Origin of the sequence: Paraburkholderia phosphatilytica (genome assembly GCF_003443895.1) — a bacterium.
In the GTDB taxonomy this organism is placed as follows: domain Bacteria; phylum Pseudomonadota; class Gammaproteobacteria; order Burkholderiales; family Burkholderiaceae; genus Paraburkholderia; species Paraburkholderia phosphatilytica.
On the sequence record NZ_QQOA01000035.1, the window covers coordinates 29,028 to 52,508 of the forward strand.

Below are 23,481 nucleotides of genomic sequence, written 5' to 3' on the forward strand. Positions count from 1 at the left end.
TCGACGGGACGTAACTGAACGAGGTGGAACTGAATGAGCAGATTGATCGTGGTATCGAATCGGGTAGCGCCCACGCAGGAAGGCCGGCCCGCCGCGGGCGGCCTTGCGATCGGCGTGCTCGACGCGTTGAAGGAAACCGGCGGTGTGTGGTTCGGCTGGAGCGGCGAGATCGTCAGCGAAGCGGCGCCGCCCGTGATCGACCAGCAGGACAGCGTCACGTACGCGACCGTCGGTCTCACGAAGCGCGACTACGACCAGTACTACCGCGGCTTCTCGAACGCGACGCTGTGGCCCGCGTTCCACTACCGCAACGACCTCGCGCGCTTCGACCGCCAGGAATACGCCGGCTATCTGCGCGTCAACGTGACGCTCGCGAAGCAGCTGAAGGCGCTGCTCGAACCCGACGACATCGTCTGGGTGCACGACTACCATCTGTTGCCGTTCGCGCGCTGCCTGCGCGACATCGGCGTGACGAATCCGATCGGCTTTTTCCTGCACATTCCGTTTCCGGTGCCCGAGATGCTGCGCACGGTGCCGCCGCACGAGGAGCTCGTCAAATGCATGTGCAGCTATGACGTCGTGGGTTTCCAGACCGAGGCCGACCGGCAGTCGTTCGTCGACTACATCGAGCGCGGCGGTCACGGCTCGACGAGCGACGACGGCATCGTGCACGCGTACGACCGCTTCCTGAAAGTGGCCGCGTACCCGATCGGCATCTACCCGGACTCGATCGCGAAGGCGGCCGCGCAGTTCGCCGACCGCAAGGTGGTGAAGAGCCTGCGCGACAGCATGCGCGACCGCAAGCTGATCATGAGCGTCGACCGGCTCGACTATTCGAAGGGGCTCGTCGAGCGCTTCCAGGCATTCGAGCGGCTGCTGCAGAATGCGCCGGGCTGGCATGGCCGCGTGTCGCTCGTGCAGATCGCGCCGCCGACCCGCTCGGACGTGCAGACCTATCAGCGCATCCGCCAGAACCTGGAGGGCGAGGCCGGCCGCATCAACGGCCGCTTCGCGCAGCTCGACTGGACGCCGATCCAGTATCTGAACCGCAAGTACGAACGCAACGTGCTGATGGCGCTCTTCAGGCTTTCGCAGGTCGGCTATGTGACGCCGCTGCGCGACGGCATGAATCTCGTTGCGAAGGAGTACGTCGCATCGCAGGATCCTGAAGACCCCGGCGTGCTGGTGCTGTCGCAGTTCGCGGGCGCGGCCGAGCAGTTGCCGGGCGCGCTCGTCGTGAATCCGTTCGATCTGTCGCAGATGGCGGAGGCGCTGGAGCGTGCGCTGTCGATGCCGCTCGCCGAGCGGCAGGCGCGGCACGCCGACATGATGGGGCCGCTGCGCGAGAACAACCTCTCGGTGTGGCGCGATACGTTCCTCGGCGACCTGCGGCGGGTCGCGAACGCGTCATCGGTGACCGCGAAGGCGGTGAAGCTGGCCGACGCGACGGCGGGGCGCTGAGGCTGCGATCACGGATGCCGTGTGTGGCGAAGTCAGCGCAGAACGCGCGCGCGTGCGGCGCTTCACCGCGACCGAAGCAGCGCTACGTCGGCGGCGCCACCCGCTGCAAAGTTCGCATCATGCTGACGCCGGACGCCACCGCGGAGAAGCACGCGGCGACGTAGAGCGCGATGATCGGGCCGTGCTGCGGCGCGACGCCAAAGATCAGCGCGACGATCGCGGCGCCGAGCGTCTGGCCGGTCAGCCGCGCGGTGCCGAGCATGCCGCTCGCGCCGCCGCTGCGATGGCGCGGCGCGGACGACAGCATGGTGCGGTTGTTTGGCGACTGGAAAATGCCGAAGCCCACACCGCACAGCGCCATGCGCCACGCAATCTGCAGCGGGTCGGGATGCGCGCCGAGCGTCGCGAGCAGCAACAGGCCGACCGTGAGCGCCGCGAGCCCGATGCCGCCGAGCAAGCCCGCCGACATCCGGTCCGACAGCACGCCCGACAACGGTGCGGCGAACACGATCACGAGCGGCCAGGGCGTCATCAGCAAGCCGGTCTGCACCTGGCTCAACCCTAGCGACACCTGCAGCAGGAACGGCAGCGACACGTACGCGAGCATCTGCGCGCAGAACGAGCACACCGACGTGCCGATCGACAGCGCGAAGATCGGAATCTTCAGCAGATCGACGGGCAAGAGCGGCGCCGTGAGCGTCAGCTGCCGGCGCACGAACACGTAGCCGATCGCGACGGCGGCGGCCAGTTCGAGCACGATCCAGCCGCGCTGCTCGCCGTGCCCGAGACCGTCGACAGCGAAGATCAGGAGGCCGAACACGATTGCGTTCATCACCGCGCTCAGATAGTCGTACGGCGCCGGATGCGCGACATTGCGCGGCAGCGCGCGCATCCCGATCGCGATCGCGACGATGCCGATCGGCACGTTGATCGCGAACAGCCACGGCCACGATGCGACGGACAGCACGCCGGCCGCGACGGTCGGCCCCACCGCCGACGACACGGCCACCACCATCGCGTTGATCGACACGCCGCGGCCGAGCTGCGACGACGGATAGATGTTGCGCACGAGCGCGGTGTTGACGCTCATGATGCCGGCCGCGCCGAAGCCCTGAATTACGCGCGCGAACGCGAGCTCCGGCAGCGATGTGGCGAACGCGCAGCCCGCCGACGATACGGTGAACAGCACCATGCCAGCGAGGTACACGCGCCGGTAGCCGATCCGGTCGCCGAGCGACGCGAGCGGGAGCAGCGAGATCGTCACCGCGAGCTGATACGCGTTGACGATCCAGATCGAGCTGGCGGCGCTCGCATGCAGATGCTCCGCGATGGTCGGCAGCGCGACGTTGGCGATCGCGGTGTCGAGCACCGCGAGCGTGATGCCGAGCGCGACGACGAGGATCGCGTGATAGCGCTGCGGCAGCGGCAGCCCATCGTCGTGCTCGGCACCGGGTCCGTCCGGTCGATCCGGTCCGGGCTCGCGCGAGACATTGCCAGGTGAATCCGGTTGGCGCGAAGAAGTGGCGGGCATACAAAAAAGGATGCCGGGCGCGCGGCCCGGCATGATCGATCGTCGGTTTGACTTGCTGTCTTCAGGCGGCCTTCAAGCGGCTTGATGCAAGCGGACGCGCTTACTTGAGTTCGTAAAGCCCGGTGTAGGTAGCCGAGTCGATCTCGTTCAGATGCGTCATGAAGCGCGCGATGGCGTTGGTCGTCTCGCCGTCGATCGGCACGTTCGCCACCTTCAGCGCGTGTACACGGAAGATGTAGCGATGCGGCTTGTCGCCGCGCGGCGGCGCCGCGCCGCCGAAGCCGACCGTGCCGTAGTCGTTGCGGACCTGCAGCGCGCCCGGCGGCAGCAGCGAGCCGTCCGCCTTGCCCGCGTTGCGCGGCAGCGAGCGCACGTCGGCCGGAATGTTGACCACGACCCAGTGCCAGAAGCCGCTGCCCGTCGGCGCGTCGGGATCGTAGACGGTCAGCGCGAGGCTTTGCGTGTCGGCGGGCGGAGCGTCCCATTGCAGCGCGGGCGACAGGTTGTCGCCGTCGACGCCGAACGCCTTGTTGTCGAACTCCTGCGCTTTCGGCATGAAGCCGTTCGCGGGGAAGTCGTCGGACCAGATGCGGAAATCAGCCATCGGATGCCTCCTTGAAGGATGGTTCTGCGGATGGAGCGGGTGCTGGATGCAGGGGGCGCAGTGCATGCGCATATTGCGGGCCCGGATCAGTCAATCGAGTGTATCACCGGCACTGGAAAGGAGCGGCGCTCGCGGGCAGATTGGCGAGCGGTAATGGAGAGGGTCTGGAAGGCGGCTTTACTGCCTGGCTTCAAAGCGGGCGTCGTCGCCTTTCAGCCAGTCGACGAGCCGTTGTGCGAGGCCTTCGATATCGCGGTTCGCGCCGCGCAGCGCGCACTCCCAGACGATGCCGACGCGCCAGCCCTGTTCGCGCAGTGCGGTGACGGCTTTCAGGTCGTTGGCGCGATTGCGCTCGATCTTCGCGTGCCAGAACTCCGGGCGCGTCCGCGGCCATTTGAAGAGCGGACAGTCGTGGCCGTGCCAGAAGCAGCCATGCACGAACACGACTGCACGATAGCGTGGCAGCACGATGTCGGGACGGCCGGGCAGGTCGCGCGCGTCGAGCCGGAAGCGAAAACCGCGCCGATGCAGCAGGCTGCGGATCAGCAGTTCGGGCTTTGTGTTGCGGCCGCGAATGCCGGACATCATGCGGCTGCGGGTCGCCGCGTCGACGACGTCGACCATCAGCGGGCCTCGACTCCAGTCGCCGCAGCGCGTTTGCGGCGAGTGGTGGGTTGACTGAGGGATTCACTGCGGGGTTGACTGCGAGGTCTCGCGACGCGCGCGTCTGCCGATAGATGTGAGCTCATCCCGTGTGCGCGATCGCCGCCTTCTTCGGCCAGCAACTGCTGCACATGCGGCGTCACGATGCGCGCGACTTCGCGCATCACCGGCATCACGACGCTGTTGCCGAACTGGCGGTACGCCTGCGTGTCGCTGACGGGAATGCGGAACGTGTCCGGCAAGCCCATCAGCCGCGCGCATTCGCGCGGCGTCAGCCGGCGCGGACGTTGTCGCGGCTGATGCACGAGAATCTCCGAGCCGTCCTTGTGATAGCGCGCCGACAGCGTGCGCGTGACGCTGTCAGGATAGACCATGCCGAAGCCGAAACCATTGCCTGCCGCGCGATGCTTCTCCGCGTAGTTCTGCAGATAGGTCCACAGCGCCGGCGTGAGCGTGTAGCGCGGTTGTACCGCGCGCTTCGCGTGGTCGAAGAAGCGATCGCCGTCCCATGGCAGCACCGGTTCGCTGCCATCGGTGCGATGCAGGATCGACGCGAGCCTCGGGCCTTCCTTGGGCAGTTGCAGATCGTCCCAGCTGAATTCGGTCTTGCTGCGAAAGCCGACGACGATGATCCGCTCGCGATGCTGCGGCGTGAAATGCGCGCCGTCGATCACCCTGTAGTGGACGTCGTAGCCGAGCTCGTCGCGCAGCGTCTGCAGGATCACGTCGAACGTGCGGCCCTTGTCGTGCGACAGCAGGTTCTTCACGTTCTCGAGCAGGAACGCGGCCGGACGCTTCGCGGCGATGATGCGCGCGACGTCGAAGAAGAGCGTGCCCTGCGTCGTGCACTCGAAGCCATGCGGGCGGCCGAGCGCGTTCTTCTTGCTGACGCCTGCAATCGAGAACGGCTGGCACGGGAAGCCGGCGAGCAGCACGTCGTGATCGGGCACGGCCTCGGCCGGATGCGCGACGATGTCGCCGATGAATTCGTGTCCCGCGCCGAAGTTCTCCACGTAGGTTTTCTTCGAGAACGGGTTCCATTCGCTCGTGAACACGCACTCGCCGCCTTGCGCGTCGAAGCCCATGCGGATGCCGCCGATGCCCGCGAACAGATCGACGAAGCGGAACGGCGGCGCGACCGTAGCGTTCATCGCGAGCGACGCCGTAGCAGCCGGCGGCGGCGAATCGAGCAGCGCGCGCAACGCGGGCTCGAGCATGGCCGGACAGGACGTTTCGCCTGTTTCCCAGCGCCGGATCGTTTTCGTATCTTTGCCGACGTGTGCGGCGATCTCGCGTTGCGTGAATCGGGCACGCGCCGCTTTCAACAGATCGAGCGCGTGATGCCGCGCATCGCGTTGCTGGTTGCGCGTGGTGGCCTGGGTCACAGTTGTTCCTTCTGGCTGGGAATTTTGGCGGACATTATGACCTATCGGACTCCCAGATGTGCGGGTTCACACGACGAAAAGTTGCGACGGCATGGTTTGGGTGTGCGAACTGTTCGCCGTTTTCGGCGGGTTCGGGTAGGCCGCAGACGTAGGCTGGGCTTGGCTAACGCGTTGATGCCATTGGGATTTATAAGGATTCCCAGGGTCTTGATGCGATGCGATGAATAAGCAGATCGATCGACGTGAAGAGCGTGGTGACTTTGCCACTTCGGAAGGGCATGCGCGGGCAGATACGTCGCGTTCGGACGGGGCGAGGGTGGGGAAAGTGACCGGAAGGACGGCACACGGACCGTCGTGAAGACGATCGCTCGGGTCAATGTTGGGAGGGAGCCTGGGCCTCGCGCGCGACGCGAAGGTCGGCGCGGTGCAGATCGGCGTCCGGACGAACGCCGCAGGATGGGCTGCAGCGGGGCAGCCCTGAGAGTCGCGGCGGGTTAGAGCGCGGCGGCGGCGGCCGTCTCGTCACCGGCTGCGGACTCGGCGTCGTGACCGGCCTTGGCGATCGCGGCCGTCAGCGCATCGAGCTGCGCTCCAGCTTCGCCAAGCGGCTGCGCGTGATCGGCATCCGCCAGCGCCACTGCCGCGGCGGGCTTGTTGCGACGCACTCCGCTCTGGACATCGAGTTGCAGCAGAAGACTGTCGACGACGCACAGCTGACCTTTGGTCAGGTGGTAGCTATCGAGCAGCGCATGGAGACGTTTGCGCCAGTAGTCGGCTGGCAGGATCGGACCGCCGAGGTCGCTGATCATCGACAGCTTCATCGCTCGCGATATGTGAGCGATCTCCTGATCGACCAGTGCAAGCATGGTGCCCCCGTGGATGGAGTGGTCTGTACTGCGAGCGATATTCATTGTTATCGTCTGAGGATTACTGTAGGCCAAAAAAGATGGAATGCCAAACTGCGGGAAACAATCCTGTAGCGGGTCGTGCAGTCGATCGATGGGCTGTGCTTCTTTCCTGGCCGCGCCGCAATGGTTCGAATACGGGTGCGGGCGCGTCGTAGTATGCAGCGTGGAATGATCGTATCGAAATACTAAAAAAATCAATCGGGGGAAAAGGGGCTATTCGCGGCGCCAATTTAACCGCCTCTTACACGGTAAGCCGATTTTTCGCCGCGCGTTGAATCTGACTGTTCAGTGCCCCGGACCGCCATGGCCGCCTCCGCCGCCGTGCCAGTCGCCGCCGCCGTGGCCCCAGCCGCCGTGCCCCCATCCACCGTGGCCCCATCCACCGTGGCCCCATCCACCGTGGCCCCAGCCGCCATGGCCCCAGCCGTGGTGGTAGTGGTCGTAGCCTCCACCGCCCCAGATGCCGATCGTGCCGTACTCGTAGGCCGGCGGATACGCGCCGCCGTAGCCGTCGTAGTAGCCGGGACCGTAATAGCCATAACCCGGAGCCGCGACGCATCCCGACAGCGCGACGGCGGTTCCGGCAATTGCGATGAGCCTGAACATGATTCGCTCCTCCGTACATAGATGAGAAGCGCAACTTTCGTGCGAGTTCGGTCGGAATTGTCACCACAGGTTACTCGCGCCTTGCGGGTGGGCGACGGACGCGGGGTTCAGGCCAGGAGCAGGCAGAAGAGCGCGGTGAAGCTGAGCGCAAGCAGGCAGCCACCGACGACGAACAACGTTACAGGGCTCATGAGAGACGAGGGGAACGGAGGCGGGAGGGCACCCATCGTAGGCGACGATCGTGACAACGACAGTCAACGATTGCAAAGCGATACCGCGGCGTTTCGCCGATGCGGCTGTGTCGCGGCGATTGTCATGGAATAGAGAACAGTGAATTCGGGTTTTAAGTATTTACCCTAAGTCGATGGGCTTCTAGACTTCACATCAACCGCTGCAAACACGATGTTTGTAGCGAAACGGAAAACAATTCTCGGAGGTCGTCATCATGAATTCGCTCATCAAGGCTGTCGTAGTTGCTCTCGCTATCGCTGCTCCGGTTGCGTCGTTCGCGCAGTCGAGCCAGCCGGTGACCCGCGCCGAAGTGCGCGCCGATCTGGTCCGTGTCGAGCAAGCTGGCTACGATCCGCACGACTGGATCCACTACCCGGAGAACATCCAGGCTGCTGAAGCGCGTGTCTCGGCGCAACAAGGCAATGCGGCATACGGTTCGGGCTCGCAAGGCGCGTCGCAATCGGGTAATCGTGGAGATTTCGCGGCAACGACGTACTCGGTGCCGGTGCATGTGACGGGTCGGTAAGCTGGGATTGGTATTGAAGTAGTGCTACCGGTTGCTGCGATTGCGGCCGGTGTCCGGTAGAGATGCCGGGCAGAGTTGGAAAGCTGTTTGCTTGGCGCGGTCGGGAAGCTGGGGCGATGATGCTCTGGTTTCCCGGCCGCGTTTGTTTTTGCGGGGGCGGTGCCAGTGATTGCGGTGGGAAGAGGGGATTTGGCGCGTCGTGCGCTGAAGCTGGTCCCCCCGACAGGAATCGAACCTGTATCTAGCGCTTAGGAGGCACTTGTTCTATCCATTGAACTACGGGGAGATCTTGCCGCTGCGATCACCGCGATCGAAACGACCACTTCGATCACCTGACCGATGCCCGGGTTCCGCTAGATCGCTGCGTTCCTAAGTAACCCATCGCAGCCGGAATCCGTGCCATTTGTACCGTGCCGCGAGGCCAACGGTGCAGGGGCCAGAGTATAACAAACGCACCGGCGCCGGAGAATGCCCTGAACGCGCTGCGACTCGCCGCAGCACCGTCAACACGGCCAGATCAAAACTCCACCGCCGCAAACTCCGCCTTCCCCACATCGCACAGCGGACACCGCCAGTCTTCCGGAATATCGGCAAAGCGCGTGCCGGCCGGGATGCCTTCGTCGGGCAGACCTTCTTCTTCGTTATAGACCCAACCGCAGATCAGGCAGACCCAGCTCTTGTACTCGACGACTTCGCTCACGACTCGACTCTTCATTCGGGACAATACAGACGGAGATCGCGCGCCCGTCCAGTCCCGTCTGGCCAGCGCGCGGCGCCCGCCATCTTACCGGAATCGTTGCGGCGTCAGATGACGAAGGAGGGGCAACCGGTACAATGAACGGTTTCGGCTCCACGCCGCCGCTTTCGCCTCCTTCACGCCTCATGTCGCTCTACACCATCACCGATGCGCAACTCGCATTCGGTCACGTCGCCTTGCTCGATCACGCCGATTTCTCGCTCGAAGCGGGCGAGCGCGTCGGCCTGATCGGCCGCAACGGCGCGGGCAAGTCGTCGCTGCTGAAAATCGTCGCGGATCTGATGAAGCCGGACGATGGCCTCGTCACGCGCCAGCAGAATCTGTCCACGGTCTACGTGCCGCAGGAACCCGAGTTCGACGCCGACGCGTCGGTGTTCGATACGGTCGCGGCCGGGCTCACCGCGGCGCGCACGCTGCTCGGCGAATACGACGTGGTCGCGCACCAGCTGGCCGACACGCCGGAAGGCGCGCAGCACGATGCGCTGCTCGCGCGCATGAACGCGCTGCAATCGGCGCTCGACGCGATCGATGCCTGGAACTGGCGCAACCGCGTCGCCACGACGCTCGCGCAGCTGAATCTCGCGGGCGATGCGCGTGTCGGCGCGCTGTCCGGCGGCATGCAGAAGCGCGTCGCGCTCGCGCGGGCGCTCGTCGTGCAGCCCGACGTGCTGCTGCTCGACGAACCGACCAACCACCTCGATTTCGACGGCATCCGCTGGCTCGAAGACCTGCTCGTCACGCAGCGCGCGGGCCTCTTCTTCATCACCCACGACCGCGCGTTCCTCGATCGCGTTGCCACGCGCATCGTCGAACTTGATCGCGGCCGCCTGCTGTCGTATCCCGGCAACTTCTCCGCGTACCAGACGCGCAAGGCGCAGCAGCTCGAAGTGGAACGCGTCGAGAACGACAAGTTCGACAAGCTGCTCGCGCAGGAAGAAGTGTGGATCCGCAAGGGCGTCGAGGCGCGCCGCACGCGCAGCGTCGGCCGCATCGCGCGGTTGGTCGAGATGCGCCAGCAGCGCGAGGAGCGCCGCAACGTGCAGGGCAACGTGAAGCTCGACGTCGCGCAGGGCGAGAAGTCCGGCAAGATCGTCGCGGAGCTGACTGACGTCACGAAGCGCTACGGCGCGCGCACGGTGGTCGACCGCTTTTCGACCACGGTGATGCGCGGCGACAAGATCGGCTTCGTCGGCCCGAACGGCGCGGGCAAGACCACGCTGCTGAAGCTGATTCTCGGCGCACTCGCGCCGGACGAAGGAAAGATCCGCGTCGGCACGAACCTGCAGGTCGCGTACTTCGACCAGATGCGCGCGCAGCTCGACCAGGACAAGAGCCTCGCCGACACGATCAGCCCCGGCAGCGACTGGGTCGAGATCAACGGTGCGAAGAAGCACGTGATGAGCTATCTCGGCGACTTCCTGTTCGCGCCGGAGCGCGCGCGTTCGCCCGTCAAGTCGCTGTCGGGCGGCGAGCGCAACCGGCTGCTGCTCGCGCGTCTGTTCGCGCGGCCGGCCAACGTGCTGGTGCTCGACGAACCCACCAACGACCTCGACATTCCCACGCTCGAACTGCTCGAAGAGCTCTTGGCCGACTACGACGGCACCGTGCTGCTCGTGAGCCACGACCGCGCGTTTCTCGACAACGTCGTCACGTCGGTGATCGCGGCGGAGGGCGAGGGGCGTTGGCGCGAATACGTCGGCGGCTTTACCGACTGGCAGGTGCAGCGCGAACGCTCGCTGCAGATCGCGGCGGCGCAGACCGAAGTGCGCGACGCGCCGAAAGACGCCTCGCCGAAGGAAAGCGCGGCGGGCCGCAACGCGCAGCGCACGGTGAAGCTGTCGTTCAAGGAGCAGCGCGAGCTGGAGGCGCTGCCCGGCCAGATCGCGTCGCTCGAGGCCGAGCAGAAGTCGATCGGCGCGCAACTGGAAGACGGTTCGATCTTTGCGAAGGACGCGCAGGAAGGCGCGCGCCTGTCGGAACGCTACGCGGCAATCGACGACGAACTGATGGCCGCGCTCGAGCGCTGGGAAGAGCTCGAAAGCAAGCGCAAATGACGCGGTTCGGCGTGTGCCGGGCGGAGCCCTCAGCCGAACAGCCAAATTGCCGCGCCATCTGAAATCAGTACAATACCCCGCGAACCGGCCTGCGTCGGGCGTGTGCGTGGCGAGTGCCGTGCGTAACGCTGTCGTCAGGCCCGCAGTTGGAAGCTGCTACCCGGAACATCTGCCCGTTTTGCGGGCACCACCGTTCATCTCATTGTTTCGTTTCGCTTTTTTGGAAAACCCAACATTTTGTCCACGGAGCTGCCCACAGGCGCTGTGGATAACGATGAACCGACGAAACCAGTCCAGTCATGTCCACGAAGAAACCAGGCAGCACGTATAGCGAAGCGTCGATCAAGGTGTTGAAGGGGCTCGAGCCGGTCAAGCAACGGCCGGGCATGTACACCCGCACCGAAAATCCGCTGCACATCATCCAGGAAGTGATCGACAACTGCGCCGACGAGGCGCTCGGCGGCTTCGGCCGTCAGATCACGGTCACGCTGCACATCGATCAGTCGATCTCGGTCGAAGACGACGGGCGCGGCATTCCATTCGGCCTGCATCCCGAGGAAGGCGTGCCGGTGGTCGAGATCGTGTACACGCGTCTTCACGCTGGCGGCAAGTTCGACAAGGCCGCGGGCGGCGCCTACACGTTCTCGGGCGGCCTGCACGGCGTCGGCGTGTCGGTCACGAACGCGCTGTCCACACGGCTCGACGTCACCGTCTGGCGCGACAACAAGGTGGCCGAGCTGGGCTTCGCGAACGGCGACGTCGTCTCCGCACTGAAAACGCGCGCCGCCACGAAGGCCGACAAGAAGAGCGGCACGCTCGTGCGTGTCTCGCCGAACCCGAAGTACTTCGATTCGCCGAATCTGCCGCTGGGCGAACTGCAGCGTCTGTTGCGCTCGAAGGCGGTGCTGTTGCCGGGCGTCGAAGTTACGCTCGTCACCGAGAAAACCGGCGAGCGGCAGACCTGGAAGTACGAAGACGGTCTGCGCGGCTATCTGCTGGAAGGCATGGCCGGCAGCGAGCTGCTGATTCCGCTCTTCGAAGGCGAGCGCTACGCGGAAAGCTCGCGCTCGAACGAAGAGACCTTCGCCGAGGGCGAGGGCGCGGGGTGGGTCGTCGCGTGGAGCGAGGAAGGGCCGCTCACGCGCGAGTCGTACGTGAACCTGATCCCGACGCCTGCCGGCGGCACGCACGAATCGGGCTTGCGCGAAGGGCTTTTCCAGGCGGTGAAAAGCTTCGTCGAACTGCACAACCTGCAGCCGAAGGGTGTGAAGCTGCTTGCCGAAGACGTGTTCGCGCGCGTGTCGTTCGTACTGTCGGCGAAGGTGCTCGACCCGCAGTTCCAGGGGCAAATCAAGGAGCGCCTGAATAGCCGCGACGCGGTGAAGCTGGTGGCGTCGTTCACGCGTCCGGCGCTCGAACTGTGGCTCAACCAGCACGTCGAGCACGGCAAGAAGCTGGCGGATCTGGTCATCAAGCAGGCCCAGGCGCGCACCCGCGCGGGCCAGAAGGTCGAGAAGCGCAAGAGTTCGGGCGTCGCGGTGCTGCCGGGCAAGCTGACCGACTGCGAATCGTCGGATATCTCGCGCAACGAACTGTTCCTCGTCGAGGGCGATTCGGCGGGCGGCTCCGCGAAGATGGGTCGCGACAAGGAGTTCCAGGCGATCCTGCCGCTGCGCGGCAAGGTGCTGAACACGTGGGAAACCGAGCGCGATCGTCTGTTCGCGAACAACGAGGTGCACGACATCTCGGTGGCGATCGGCGTGGACCCGCACAGCCCGGACGACACGGTCGACCTCACCAACCTGCGCTACGGCAAGATCTGCATCCTGTCGGACGCGGACGTGGACGGCGCGCACATCCAGGTGCTGCTGCTCACGCTGTTCTTCAAGCACTTCCCGCAGCTGATCGAACGCCGCCATGTGTGCGTCGCGCGGCCGCCGCTCTTTCGCGTCGATGCGCCCGCGCGCGGCAAGAAGCCCGCGCAGAAGCTCTACGCGCTCGACGAAGGCGAGCTCGAAGCGATCCTCGACAAGCTGCGCAAGGACGGCGTGCGCGAATCGCAGTGGACCATCAGCCGCTTCAAGGGCCTCGGCGAAATGAACGCGGAACAGCTGTGGGACACGACGATGAACCCCGACACGCGCCGCCTGACGCCGGTCGCGCTCGGCTCGCTCGACTTCGACGCGACGGTCGCGCGCATGACGATGCTGATGGGCAAGGGCGAAGCGGCGTCGCGGCGCAGCTGGCTCGAAGAGAAGGGCAACGAAGTCGAGGCGGACATCTGAGCGCCGCGCGCGAACCCTGCGCGTGAGCGAACGCTCGATACCGTCACGAACCCACACACCGAAACGGAATGCACTAGATGGACGATCACACTCCTGATCTTTTCACCGATCCGGCGCCGCCCGAGGGCGAATTCCTGACGCTCGGCAACTACGCCGAGCGCGCGTATCTCGACTACGCGGTGAGCGTCGTCAAGGGCCGCGCGCTGCCCGATGTCTGCGACGGCCAGAAGCCGGTGCAGCGCCGCATCCTGTTCACGATGAACGAGATGGGCCTCGCGGACAACGCTAAGCCGGTGAAATCCGCGCGCGTCGTCGGCGACGTGCTGGGCAAGTATCACCCGCACGGCGATCAGTCCGCGTACGACGCGCTCGTGCGCCTCGCGCAGGACTTCTCGATGCGCTATCCGCTGATCGACGGCCAGGGCAACTTCGGCTCGCGCGACGGCGACGGCGCGGCGGCGATGCGCTACACCGAAGCGCGCCTGACGCCGATCGCGAAGCTGCTGCTCGACGAGATCGACATGGGCACCGTCGATTTCATGCCGAACTACGACGGCGCATTCGAAGAACCGAAGCTGTTGCCGTCGCGTCTGCCGTTCCTGCTGCTCAACGGCGCGTCCGGCATCGCGGTGGGTCTCGCCACCGAAATCCCGTCGCACAACCTGCGCGAAGTCGCGGCCGCGGCGGTCGCGATGATCCGTCATCCGAAGATGACATCCGCCGAGCTGATGCAGCATCTGCCGGGTCCGGACTTCCCGGGCGGCGGCCAGATCATCTCGAGCGAGGCGGAGATCGCGGCCGCGTACGAAACCGGTCGCGGCAGCCTCAAGGTGCGCGCGCGCTGGAAGATCGAGGAACTTGCGCGCGGCCAGTGGCAGCTCGTGATCACCGAACTGCCGCCGAACACGGCCGCGCAGAAGGTGCTCGAGGAAATCGAAGAGCAGACCAACCCGAAGATCAAACTCGGCAAGAAGGCGCTCACGCCCGAGCAGCTGCAGACGAAGCAGACGCTGCTCGCGCTGCTCGACACCGTGCGCGACGAGTCGGGCAAGGATGCGCCGGTGCGCCTCGTGTTCGAACCGAAGTCGAGCCGCATCGAGCAGACCGAGTTCGTCAACACGTTGCTCGCGCATACGAGCCTCGAATCGAATACGTCGATGAACCTCGTGATGGTCGGCTCGGACGGCCGGCCGCGTCAGAAGGGGCTCATCGAGATCCTGCAGGAATGGATCGGCTTCCGCTTCGCGACGGTCACGCGCCGCACGCAATACCGGCTGACGAAGGTCGAGGATCGCATCCACATCCTCGAAGGCCGGATGATCGTGTTCCTCAATATCGACGAGGTCATCCGCATCATCCGCGAATCGGACGAGCCGAAAGCGGCGCTGATCCAGGCGTTCGGGCTGTCCGACCGCCAGGCGGAGGACATCCTCGAAATCCGGCTGCGTCAGTTGGCGCGGCTGGAGAAGATCAAGATCGAGAAGGAGCTCGGCGAGCTGCGCGACGAGAAGGCGAAGCTCGAAGAGCTGCTCGGCAACGAGTCCGCGATGAAGCGGCAGATCATCAAGGAGATCGAGACCGACTCGAAGCAGTACGGCGACGAGCGCCGCACGCTGATCCAGCAGGAGAAGCGCGCCACGTTCGAAGCGCGCGTGATCGACGAGCCGGTGACGGTCGTCGTGTCGCAGCGGGGCTGGGTGCGCGCGCTGAAGGGCCATGGGCTCGATGCGGCCAGCTTCACCTTCAAGGCCGGCGACGGCCTCTACGCCGCGTTCCAGTGCCGCACGCCGGATACGCTGATCGCGTGGGGCAGCAAGGGCCGCGTGTATTCGGTCGCGGTGTCGGCGCTGCCGGGCGGCCGCGGCGATGGCGTGCCGGTCACGTCGCTGATCGAGCTCGAATCGGGCACGCACCTGATGCACTACTACGCGGCGCCGGCGGATCAGGCGCTGCTGCTCGCATCGAGCAACGGCTTCGGTTTCATCGCCAAGGTCGGCGACATGGTGAGCCGCGTGAAGGCCGGCAAGGCGTTCATGACGATCGACGAAGACGCGGTGCCGCTGGTGCCAATGCCGGTGCCGCCGGATGCGAGCCAGGTCGCGTGCGTGTCGGATAGCGGACGTCTGCTGGTGTTCGGCTTTGACGAGATGAAGACGCTCGCGGGCGGCGGCCGCGGCGTGACGCTGATGGCGCTCGACGGCAAGGAAAAGCTCGCGCAGGCGCTGGCGATCACGTCGGCGGGCGTGGTGCTGGTCGGCACGTCGCCGCGTGGCAAGGCGCTCGAAGAGACGCTGGCGCGCGGCGCGCTCGAACCGCACGTCGGCAAACGCGCCCGCAAGGGTCGCGCGCCCGACATCAAGATCAAGATCACGATGCTGCGGCCGGTGCTGGCCTAAGAGCGTTTAAGGGCGCTTAAGCTTGCTCAAACGGCGACGCAAAGCCAACGCAACGAAGCAGCACATATATAACAACAGACGGCCGGCTCACGAGGCGCATCGATTGCGATGGCCGGCCGTCATTCCACATCGGTTGAACCGGATGCGCTGAGCATGGTCGAACGCTGCGACCGGCCCATGAGCAGCCGGCTCGACTTACGGGAAAGGGATAGGACAACACATGAACAAAGCGGCCGAAATCGCGCTGTTCCTGCATCTGCTTGGAGTGGCCATCTGGATTGGCGGCATGGTGTTCGCGCACTTCTGCCTGCGTCCGGCGCTGGAAGACCTGTCGCCGCAACTGCGGCTGCCGCTCTGGGAGTCGGTGTTCGGCCGCTTCTTCAACTGGGTGGGCGTGTCGGTGCTGGCCATCCTGCTGTCGGGCGCGCTGCTGATGGTCTACTTCGGCGGCAGCCACGCGAACTGGCAACTGCATACGATGATGGGCCTCGGCATCCTGATGATGCTGATCTTCGGTCACCTCCGCTTCGCGGTCTTTCCGCGCATCCGCCGCGCGGTTCAGGCGCAGAACTGGCCGAACGGCGCACGCGCGGTGGGCACGGTGCGCCGGCTCGTGGTGATCAACCTGGTGCTGGGCGTGGTGACGATCGGCGTCGCGGTGTTGTCGCGCGGGTTCTGAACCCGCGCTCGCGCTAGAGCGCGTGCCCGCAGAAAATCCAGATCCCGCACGCGGCCGCGACGGTTCCGTACACGGCATACACGGGCAGCTTCAGCCTCACGAAGCTCATGCCCGCGAACGCCGCGGTGAGCAGATAGGCCGGTTGCAGCGGCACGTGCAGCGCGATCTTCAGCACGGCGACCGCGAGGAACGCGGTGGTCACCGCCCGCAGCACGCGCATGCCGTGCTCGAAGCGCGGATGCGTCTTCAACTGATGCAGATGCCGCTGCGCGAACACCACCAGACACCCTGACGGCACGAACAGCGCAAGCGTCGCGATCAGCGCGCCGGCCCAACCGTCCACCAGATAGCCGAAGAACGGCACGACGTTCAACAGCGGCCCGGGCGAGAGCGGCGACAGCGAGAACGCGAGCGTGAAGTCACCGTCGGTCACGCCGATACCTGGCGCCACGAACAACGTCTTCAACACCGGGAGCGCCGAGAAGCCGCCGCCGAACAGCGTCATCCCCGCGCCCGCGAGACGCGGCCACAGCAGCGCGACTTCGAAGCGATGCGGCAATGGAATCGCGAACAGGCCGATCAGCACGACGAGCGCGGCGATCAGCTGCCAGTCGGCCGTGGTGATCTTCACATGGAAGCGCGCGTTGCGCTCGCTGCTCACGGCCCAGCCGGCGGCGAACGCCGCGCACAGCGTGAACACATAGGTGGCCGCGCTGTGGGAGAGCAGTAGCGCCACGCAGCCGAGGATCGCCGCGCTCCATTCGAGACCGCCGCGCACCAGCGAACGGGTCTGCTTGAACCAGGTGTTGGCGATCAGCATCGCGAGCACGACGCTGAAGTGGTTGAGCAGCAGCTTCGGCATCGCGGCATGCATCCACGGCATCCGGTAGAACGTCGCGAACAGCGTCATCAGCAGGAAGAACGGCAACACGCTCGCCGCGCCGGCGATCCATGCGCCCGCGCGCCCGCGCAGCGCGTGGCCGAGCTGCACCGCGACGTTGCATCCCACCGGGCCCGGCACCATCCACGCGAGCGCGATCATGTCGGAATAGGCGAGCCGCGTGAGGCGCTGCTCACGGTCGACGTAGTATTCCTCGAGTTGCGCCATCAGCGCGAGACCGCCCCACGACACGGCGGACAGCAGCAGGACGACACGAAAGAGCTTCCACAGCGGTTCGGGCTGAACCCCTGGTATCACGACCGCGACTTCGACCTTATCGGCCGCCCTCATCGGGATGGCGGCGCTTTGTTGCAGCGTTTCCATGCGTCACCTCGTTGGCCAGGCGTGAGGTTGAGCAGTTTGCATGCCTGATTGATGCGGGTTGAATCACACGCGCGCCGGCATCCATGAACCGGCGATCGCTATTGTAGAGCGCGCGCCAAAAGCGCGTCACGCATCGTTAGATATGATCAGCCTGCCGGCGTCGCATTGGGGCGACTACGCGCGCGCCGGTCGTACGCCAGTCAGTTCGACAGGCCGTGCCCGCCAGACGCCGCGCCCGCGCTCAGCGCATCGGATTCGTGCGCAAGACGCCGGCCATCGAGGCCGCACACGCCGAAACGGTCGAGCAGCGCGCCGATGCTCTCGGCGGGCACCGGCCGCGAGAACAGGAAGCCTTGCGCTTCAATATGGCCCAGCGCGGCGAGCCACGCAATCTGCTCTTCGGTTTCCGTTCCTTCCACGACAACAGTGAGCCCGAGCGAGCGCGCGAGGTTCACGATCGCGGTCACCATCACGCACACGCTGCGGTCGCCGGGAATGGCCTGCACGAACGAGCGGTCCACCTTCAGCGTATCGACCGAGAAGCGGCTCAGATACGACAGCGACGAGTAGCCGGTGCCGAAGTCATCGAGCGCGATCCGCGTGCCCAGGCGTTTCAGCGCGACGATCTTCTCCGACACCAGCTCCGGATACTCCATCATCGCGGTCTCGGTGATCTCGAGCTCGAGCCGGCGTGCGGCGATGCCGCTCTCTTCGATCGCGCGCGACACCGTGTCCAGCAGGTCGCCGCGCCAGAACTGCACTGGCGAGATGTTCACCGCGAGCGACAGCGTGTCGTAGCCTTGCTGCTGCCATTGCGCGAGCTGCCGGCACGCGGTCTGGATCACGAAGTCGCCGATCGGCACGATCAGGCCGGTCGATTCCGCGACCGGGATGAACTCGTTTGCGGGAATCAGGCCGTGCTGCGGATGATTCCAGCGCACCAGCGCCTCGAAGCCCGTGATGCAGCGGTTCGCGAGATCGATCTTCGGCTGGTACGCGAGGAAGAGCTGGCCTTCCGTCAACGCGACGCGCAGCTGCTGCTCCCACTTCATCAGGTGATCGGCGCGGTGCGACAGGTGTGGCGAATAGAACTGGTAGCAGTTCTTGCCCGCATCCTTCGCGCTATACATCGCGAGGTCGGCCTTCTTCAGCAGGTCGATCTCGCTTTCGTTCGCGACCGAGTAGAGCGCGATGCCGATGCTCGCGTGCAGCACGAAGGAGCTGCCGCGCACTTCGAACGGCTTCGCGAATACTTCGGACGTGGCTTCGGCCAGCGTGACCGCGCGCTGTTCGACGCTGTCGCCCTTCACGATCACGACGAACTCGTCGCCGCCGATGCGCGACAGCGTGCCCGAATCCGCCACCGCATCGGCGAGGCGCGATGCGGTCATCTGCAGCACGATGTCGCCGGCGTTGTGGCCGAGCGTGTCGTTGACGGTCTTGAAGTTGTCCAGATCGATGAAGAGGATCGCGAGGCGCCCGACGTTCGCAGGTTGCGATACATCGAAGTGCAGGCTCTGCAGTGTCGCATAGCGGTTGCGCAGGCCGGTCAGCAGGTCGTATTCGACGAGATGCGTCATCTCGCGTTCGCGTCCGAGCAGCTTGCCGATCAGACCGGTCGCGACGGCGAAGAAGCTCAGCATCGCGAGCGAGATGAAACTCGCCATCAGCAGATAGACGTTGCGCGTGTGGTTGTAGTCCGCGAATTCTTCGGCCTGCGATAGACCGACCAGCACGCCGAGCGGATAGCCGTCGATATGCCGGTACGACACGATGCGCGTCACGTGATCGATCGGGTCGACATAGGTGCCCGACACGTGCTCGGAGGTCGGATAGGTGCCGGTCGCGGAGAACGAGCCCGATGCGCGCACGTTGCTGCCGGTGCGGCGCGCGAGCACGGCGCCGTTGTCGGAGATCACCGCGATCACGCCGTCGCGGCCGATCGCCGCGTTGTTGTAGAAGTCGCTCGTGAAGTAGCTCGGGTCTTCCGACACGACGACGACGCCCGCGAACGAGCCGTCCGGATGATTGAGGCGCCGCGTCATCTGCAGCGTCCACTGGTGCGACACGCGGCCGAGTACCGGCTTGCTGATATAAAGCTGGTCGTCGTTCTCGTGCTCGTGGACCTTGAAGTGCTCGCGGTCGGACAGGTCGATGTGCTGTGGGTTGAGCTCGGCGGTGTTCGCGATGAGCCTGCCGCGCTCGTCGATCAGCGATACCTGCACGAGCGTGTCGCTTTGCACGACGCCTTTGTCGACCGTGCTCTTCAGGTCGAAGTGATCCGGCGACTTCTCGAACTCGTACTTGACGAAGCGGGTGATCTGGTCGACCTGGTGAATCGCCTTCACCGTGTGCTGTTCGAGCGCGGCGGAGAGGATTGCCGACGATGCCATCGCCTCGCGATAGGTCGAATCCTTTTCGACCGAGAGTCGCGCGGCGATCACCGCCCACAGCAGCACGAGGACGAGCACGCCGAGCGCCGGGATCGCGAGCAATGCGCGCTGACGGGGCGCTGCCGCGTCGTGGCGGTGCCGGATGTCGCGTACGAAGGAGATACGGAACGGATTCATCGGGCCGACAATATCCCAAGGCCTTGCGTCGGTTCCGTGTACTTCGGCTGCGCTGGTTTCGTGTTGGGCTGCATGTCGTGCAAGGCGCCGTTGCGGCTGCGCAGTGAATAGAAGCGGGCGGTTGTGTCGAGCCGTTGGAAGAGCGCGCCAGGGCGTCGACCCGGTAATTTTGATATTACTGAATGCCAAAAGATTAAGAAAGCTTCCAGCCTTCGGGTATACGCTGCCGCGGCTGGGCACGTGCGGCGCTCAATGCCCCAGGAGCCGGCAACCAGGCTAGGGCGGCGATGCATACCAGGTAGCCGGATGCCGACAGTCGCGGCGATTGTTTCGCTGCGACGGTGGATGGCCAGACTGCGGGCCAGTCTGTGGCTCGCGCGTCGTGGCATTCGCAGAGGCATTGTGTGGCTATGGTTGGCGTGCATCGCGCATGTCGAATCGCAGAGGGTTGACCGGCGCTGCCGGCGCATGTCCGGACGACCGGTCAGGGCAGCCTGAACGTTCCGTCGACGACCGTCACCGCCGGGCCGCCCACCCAGGTCTTGCCGGCCGCATCGTCGTAACGGACCCGCACGTCGCCGGCACGGCCGAGCACGGTGCCCTGACGCGCCGTATAGCGCTCGCCGGGGCGCCTTTGCTGCGCCGTCAACAACCCGGCAATTGCCGCATTCGCGCTGCCCGTGACGGGATCTTCGCCGACCCCGAACGCTTCGCCCGTCATCAGGCAGCGGACCTCGAAGGTGGCCGGGCCATCAGCATCGTGCGGACCGTAAGCCGCCACGCCATGCGCATCGACATCGTGGACGATCTTCGCGAGCCGCGCCGCGTCGGGCTTGAGCGCAAGGCACGCTGCGGCCGACTGCATCTGCACCACGAGCCACGGCGCGCCGTTGTCGATCGCATGCGGCGGCGCGGAGAAGTCGATCGCGTCGCTGCGGAGCGCGGCCGCGAGTTCGGCATGGCGTTCGGCCGGCAGCGCCGTCACCCGCGCGGGCGGGGCGGCGAACGACCAGCTGCCGTCGGCCTGCTGTTCGAGTTCGACGAGCCCCTTGCCGCATTGCTGCACGAGCCGGCCGGCCTGCTTTGGCTGGTAACCGCTCTCGAGCAGCGCATGCGCCGTGCCGATGGTGGGGTGTCCGGCGAACGGCAGCTCGCCGCCCGGCGTGAAGATACGCACGTAGTAATCGGCGTCCGGATGGGTGGCGGCTATGAGAAAGGTCGTCTCGGACAGATTGGTCCAGCGTGCGATGGCCTGCATCTGCTCCGTGGAGAGTTCGCCGGCGTCGAAGATGACAGCAAGCGCATTGCCCTTGAACGGGACCGACGTGAACACGTCGACCTGTTTGAAACGAACACTCTGACTGGCCATGAAGGTGGACTGCGCCGTTAGCGTTGAGGTGACGATGTGCGGACAACTGGCGGGCCGATTTTACGGGGCGCCCGTTGATTTGACCACCTTCGCGGGTGCTTGCGGATTCTTTTTGTTGGCCCGCATCGCGGCTTTGACCGGCTTCAAGTGAGCGCCATTGCCGTCGCGTTCGAATACCTTCAAACGGAAAGGTAAGGAACCGACGGAAATTCGCCTGAAAATCCGTCAGGAAATACCTCTAGCTGAGGTGCGAATCAGCCTACAAAAAGAAAATGCGCCGCGAGGGGAATACCCTCGCGACGCGCATGGATGCTGCGTTTCCGCGCTGTTCAGACTATGGAAAACCCTTGGTCGGAAGCGCGACGGATGATAGTCCGACTATTCGGTCACTCTATGCGATTTCCGCAATCATTTCGATCTCGACGCATGCGCCGAGCGGAATCTGCGCAACGCCAAATGCGGATCGCGCGTGCTTGCCGCATTCGCCGAACACATCTGCGACGAGTTCCGACGCGCCATTGGTGACGATGTGCTGCTCGGTAAAATCGAGCGTCGAATTGACGAGGCTCATCAGCTTCACGATGCGCGTCACGCGGTTCAGGTCGCCGGTGTGCGCGTGCAGCGTCGCGAGCAGGTCGATCGCGATGGAGCGGGCGGCCGCCTTGCCTTCTTCGGTGGTGATCGAGTCGCCCAGCTTGCCGGCCCACACCTTGCCGTCCTTCTTCGCGATGTGGCCGGACAGGTAGACGGTATTGCCGCTCTGCGCGCTCATCACATAGGCGGCGGCCGGTGCGCCTGCGCTCGGCAGTTCGATGCCGAGCTCCTTCAGCCGGTCATACACGTTCGCTTGAGTCATTGCATCAGTCCTTGCGGTAAATGAATTCGTCGGGAAAGCGCGGCCGGCGCGCGGCCACACACTGCCCGATTGTGGCACCGAACCGTGTCCGGACGAGCGGCAGCTCGCCGTTTATCGGTCCGCGCGCGCCATCGCGGGTTCAGAGCTTCGACGCGATCAGCGCGCCGAGCTTCGCCATGCCTTCGTCGATCTTCGCGGGCGGCACCGTCACGAACGACAGGCGCAACGTGTTGCGCTGCGCGTCGTTCGCGAAGAACGGCGCGCCCGGCACGAACGCGACGTTCTGCGCGACGGCTTCCTCGAGCAGCTTCATGCTGTCGATCTGCGACGGCAGGTCGACCCACACGAACATGCCGCCTTCGGGGCGATTCCAGCTCACGCCCTTCGGCATGTAGCGCGCGAGCGCATCGAGCATCGCCGCACACTGGTCGCGGTAGAGCGCGCGGATGGTGGGCACGTGCGTGTCGAGAAAGCCGTCCTTCACGACCTCGTGCACGATGCGCTGCGTGAAGCTCGGCGTGTGCAGGTCGGTGGCCTGCTTCGCCTGCACGAGTTTGAAGTGCAGTTCCTCGGGCGCGATGATGTAGCCGATCCGCAGGCCCGGCGCCAGCACCTTCGAGAACGAGCCGAGATGCACGATGTGGTCCGGCGCCATCGAGAGCATCGTGGGCAGCGGTTCGCCCGCGTAGTCGAGCGCGCCGTACGGATCGTCTTCGATGATCGGGAACGCGCCCGTCTGCGCGAGCGCGGCCAGCGCGCGGCGGCGTTCGATGGGCAGACGGCGGCCGGTCGGGTTCTGGAAGTTCGGTTGCGCGTACAACAGGCGCGCATCCGCGGTCAGCTCGGGCGTGAGGCCTTCGGGAATCAGGCCGTGCTCGTCGGTCGGTACCTGCACGTAGTGCGGCTCGAACAGCGAGAACGATTGCAGCGCGCCGAGGTAGGTCGGCGTTTCGACCAGCACGCGGCTCGCCGGGTCGATCAGCACCTTGCCGAGCAGGTCGAGCGCCTGCTGCGAGCCGGTCGTGACGAGCACCTGGGTCGGGCGGATCTGCGCGCCGTTCACCGAATAGCGTTTAGCGATCCACTCGCGCAGCGGCAGGTAGCCTTCGGTCGCGCTGTACTGGAGCGCGGCGGCGGGCGTGTCGCGCAGGATGCGGTCAGACGCGGCGCGCATTTCCTCGGCCGGGAACGTGACCGGCGCCGGCAGACCGCCCGCGAACGAGATGACTTCGGGCCGTTCGGTGACCTTCAGGATCTCGCGGATCGCCGAGCTCGTGAGCTTGCGTGCGCGTTCGGACAATTGCCACGTCGGGGCGTGAAGGTCGCTGTGATCCAT

18 protein-coding genes and 1 tRNA gene are annotated in these 23,481 nt (G+C 65.4%); 6 read left to right on the plus strand and 13 right to left on the minus strand.

The window, feature by feature from the left end:
• Positions 1 to 33 precede the first annotated feature (33 nt).
• Positions 34 to 1,461 carry an alpha,alpha-trehalose-phosphate synthase (UDP-forming) gene (otsA, locus tag DVS29_RS28150; RefSeq protein WP_118183817.1) on the plus strand — a complete coding sequence of 476 codons (1,428 nt, stop codon included), beginning with the start codon at positions 34 to 36 and terminating at the stop codon, positions 1,459 to 1,461.
• A gap of 82 nt (positions 1,462 to 1,543) precedes the next feature.
• Here otsA and DVS29_RS28155 read toward each other — a convergent pair whose 3' ends face one another.
• From DVS29_RS28155 to DVS29_RS28180, 6 genes are all read right to left on the minus strand, one after another.
• Positions 1,544 to 2,992, minus strand: coding sequence for an MFS transporter (locus tag DVS29_RS28155; RefSeq protein ID WP_118183818.1), 1,449 nt, complete (start codon positions 2,990 to 2,992; stop codon positions 1,544 to 1,546).
• A 100-nt stretch (positions 2,993 to 3,092) separates the two neighbouring features.
• Complete coding sequence (locus DVS29_RS28160) at positions 3,093 to 3,596, minus strand: YbhB/YbcL family Raf kinase inhibitor-like protein (RefSeq protein WP_118183819.1); 504 nt, start codon at positions 3,594 to 3,596, stop codon at positions 3,093 to 3,095.
• A gap of 177 nt (positions 3,597 to 3,773) precedes the next feature.
• Complete coding sequence (locus tag DVS29_RS28165) at positions 3,774 to 4,220, minus strand: very short patch repair endonuclease (protein WP_118183820.1); 447 nt, start codon at positions 4,218 to 4,220, stop codon at positions 3,774 to 3,776.
• Positions 4,220 to 5,644, minus strand: a complete 1,425-nt coding sequence (dcm, locus tag DVS29_RS28170; protein WP_118183821.1) for a DNA (cytosine-5-)-methyltransferase — start codon at positions 5,642 to 5,644, stop codon at positions 4,220 to 4,222. The genes DVS29_RS28165 and dcm overlap by 1 nt, the downstream gene beginning before the upstream one ends.
• 494 nt (positions 5,645 to 6,138) lie before the next feature.
• Positions 6,139 to 6,555 carry a hypothetical protein gene (locus DVS29_RS38360; protein WP_205962526.1) on the minus strand — a complete coding sequence of 139 codons (417 nt, stop codon included), beginning with the start codon at positions 6,553 to 6,555 and terminating at the stop codon, positions 6,139 to 6,141.
• Positions 6,556 to 6,837: 282 nt separating this feature from the next.
• A complete protein-coding gene (locus tag DVS29_RS28180) occupies positions 6,838 to 7,158 on the minus strand; it encodes a hypothetical protein (RefSeq protein WP_118183822.1) in 321 nt (106 codons plus the stop codon).
• A gap of 445 nt (positions 7,159 to 7,603) precedes the next feature.
• Between DVS29_RS28180 and DVS29_RS28185 the strand changes: the two genes are divergently transcribed.
• Positions 7,604 to 7,915 carry a DUF4148 domain-containing protein gene (locus DVS29_RS28185; protein WP_118183823.1) on the plus strand — a complete coding sequence of 104 codons (312 nt, stop codon included), beginning with the start codon at positions 7,604 to 7,606 and terminating at the stop codon, positions 7,913 to 7,915.
• A 211-nt stretch (positions 7,916 to 8,126) separates the two neighbouring features.
• On the opposite strand, the gene DVS29_RS28190 is transcribed toward DVS29_RS28185, so the two are convergent.
• Both DVS29_RS28190 and DVS29_RS28195 read right to left on the minus strand, forming a co-directional pair.
• Positions 8,127 to 8,201, minus strand: a tRNA-Arg gene (locus DVS29_RS28190).
• Between the two features lie 231 nt (positions 8,202 to 8,432).
• Complete coding sequence (locus DVS29_RS28195; protein WP_420816172.1) at positions 8,433 to 8,615, minus strand: rubredoxin; 183 nt, start codon at positions 8,613 to 8,615, stop codon at positions 8,433 to 8,435.
• A gap of 182 nt (positions 8,616 to 8,797) precedes the next feature.
• Between DVS29_RS28195 and DVS29_RS28200 the strand changes: the two genes are divergently transcribed.
• The 4 genes from DVS29_RS28200 to DVS29_RS28215 all read left to right on the plus strand — a co-directional run bounded on the left by DVS29_RS28200 (position 8,798) and on the right by DVS29_RS28215 (position 16,086).
• A complete protein-coding gene (locus tag DVS29_RS28200; RefSeq protein ID WP_118183852.1) occupies positions 8,798 to 10,726 on the plus strand; it encodes an ATP-binding cassette domain-containing protein in 1,929 nt (642 codons plus the stop codon).
• Positions 10,727 to 11,025: 299 nt separating this feature from the next.
• The gene (locus tag DVS29_RS28205; RefSeq protein WP_118183825.1) at positions 11,026 to 13,011 is read left to right on the plus strand and encodes a DNA topoisomerase IV subunit B; all 1,986 of its coding nucleotides are present in this window, start codon (positions 11,026 to 11,028) and stop codon (positions 13,009 to 13,011) included.
• A gap of 77 nt (positions 13,012 to 13,088) precedes the next feature.
• A complete protein-coding gene (parC, locus tag DVS29_RS28210) occupies positions 13,089 to 15,407 on the plus strand; it encodes a DNA topoisomerase IV subunit A (protein WP_118183826.1) in 2,319 nt (772 codons plus the stop codon).
• Positions 15,408 to 15,627: 220 nt separating this feature from the next.
• Complete coding sequence (locus tag DVS29_RS28215) at positions 15,628 to 16,086, plus strand: CopD family protein (protein ID WP_118183827.1); 459 nt, start codon at positions 15,628 to 15,630, stop codon at positions 16,084 to 16,086.
• Positions 16,087 to 16,099: 13 nt separating this feature from the next.
• Here the strand turns inward: DVS29_RS28215 and DVS29_RS28220 are convergent, their stop codons facing one another.
• The 5 genes from DVS29_RS28220 to DVS29_RS28240 all read right to left on the minus strand — a co-directional run bounded on the left by DVS29_RS28220 (position 16,100) and on the right by DVS29_RS28240 (position 23,481).
• A complete protein-coding gene (locus DVS29_RS28220; protein ID WP_118183853.1) occupies positions 16,100 to 17,317 on the minus strand; it encodes a chromate transporter in 1,218 nt (405 codons plus the stop codon).
• Positions 17,318 to 17,550: 233 nt separating this feature from the next.
• Complete coding sequence (locus DVS29_RS28225) at positions 17,551 to 19,920, minus strand: bifunctional diguanylate cyclase/phosphodiesterase (protein WP_118183828.1); 2,370 nt, start codon at positions 19,918 to 19,920, stop codon at positions 17,551 to 17,553.
• 484 nt (positions 19,921 to 20,404) lie between these two features.
• Positions 20,405 to 21,289 (minus strand): PhzF family phenazine biosynthesis protein, encoded by an 885-nt coding sequence (locus DVS29_RS28230; protein ID WP_118183829.1) that lies wholly within the window; start codon positions 21,287 to 21,289, stop codon positions 20,405 to 20,407.
• Positions 21,290 to 21,680: 391 nt separating this feature from the next.
• Positions 21,681 to 22,145, minus strand: a complete 465-nt coding sequence (locus DVS29_RS28235; protein ID WP_118183830.1) for a RidA family protein — start codon at positions 22,143 to 22,145, stop codon at positions 21,681 to 21,683.
• A gap of 139 nt (positions 22,146 to 22,284) precedes the next feature.
• Positions 22,285 to 23,481 carry an aminotransferase-like domain-containing protein gene (locus DVS29_RS28240; RefSeq protein ID WP_118183831.1) on the minus strand — a complete coding sequence of 399 codons (1,197 nt, stop codon included), beginning with the start codon at positions 23,479 to 23,481 and terminating at the stop codon, positions 22,285 to 22,287.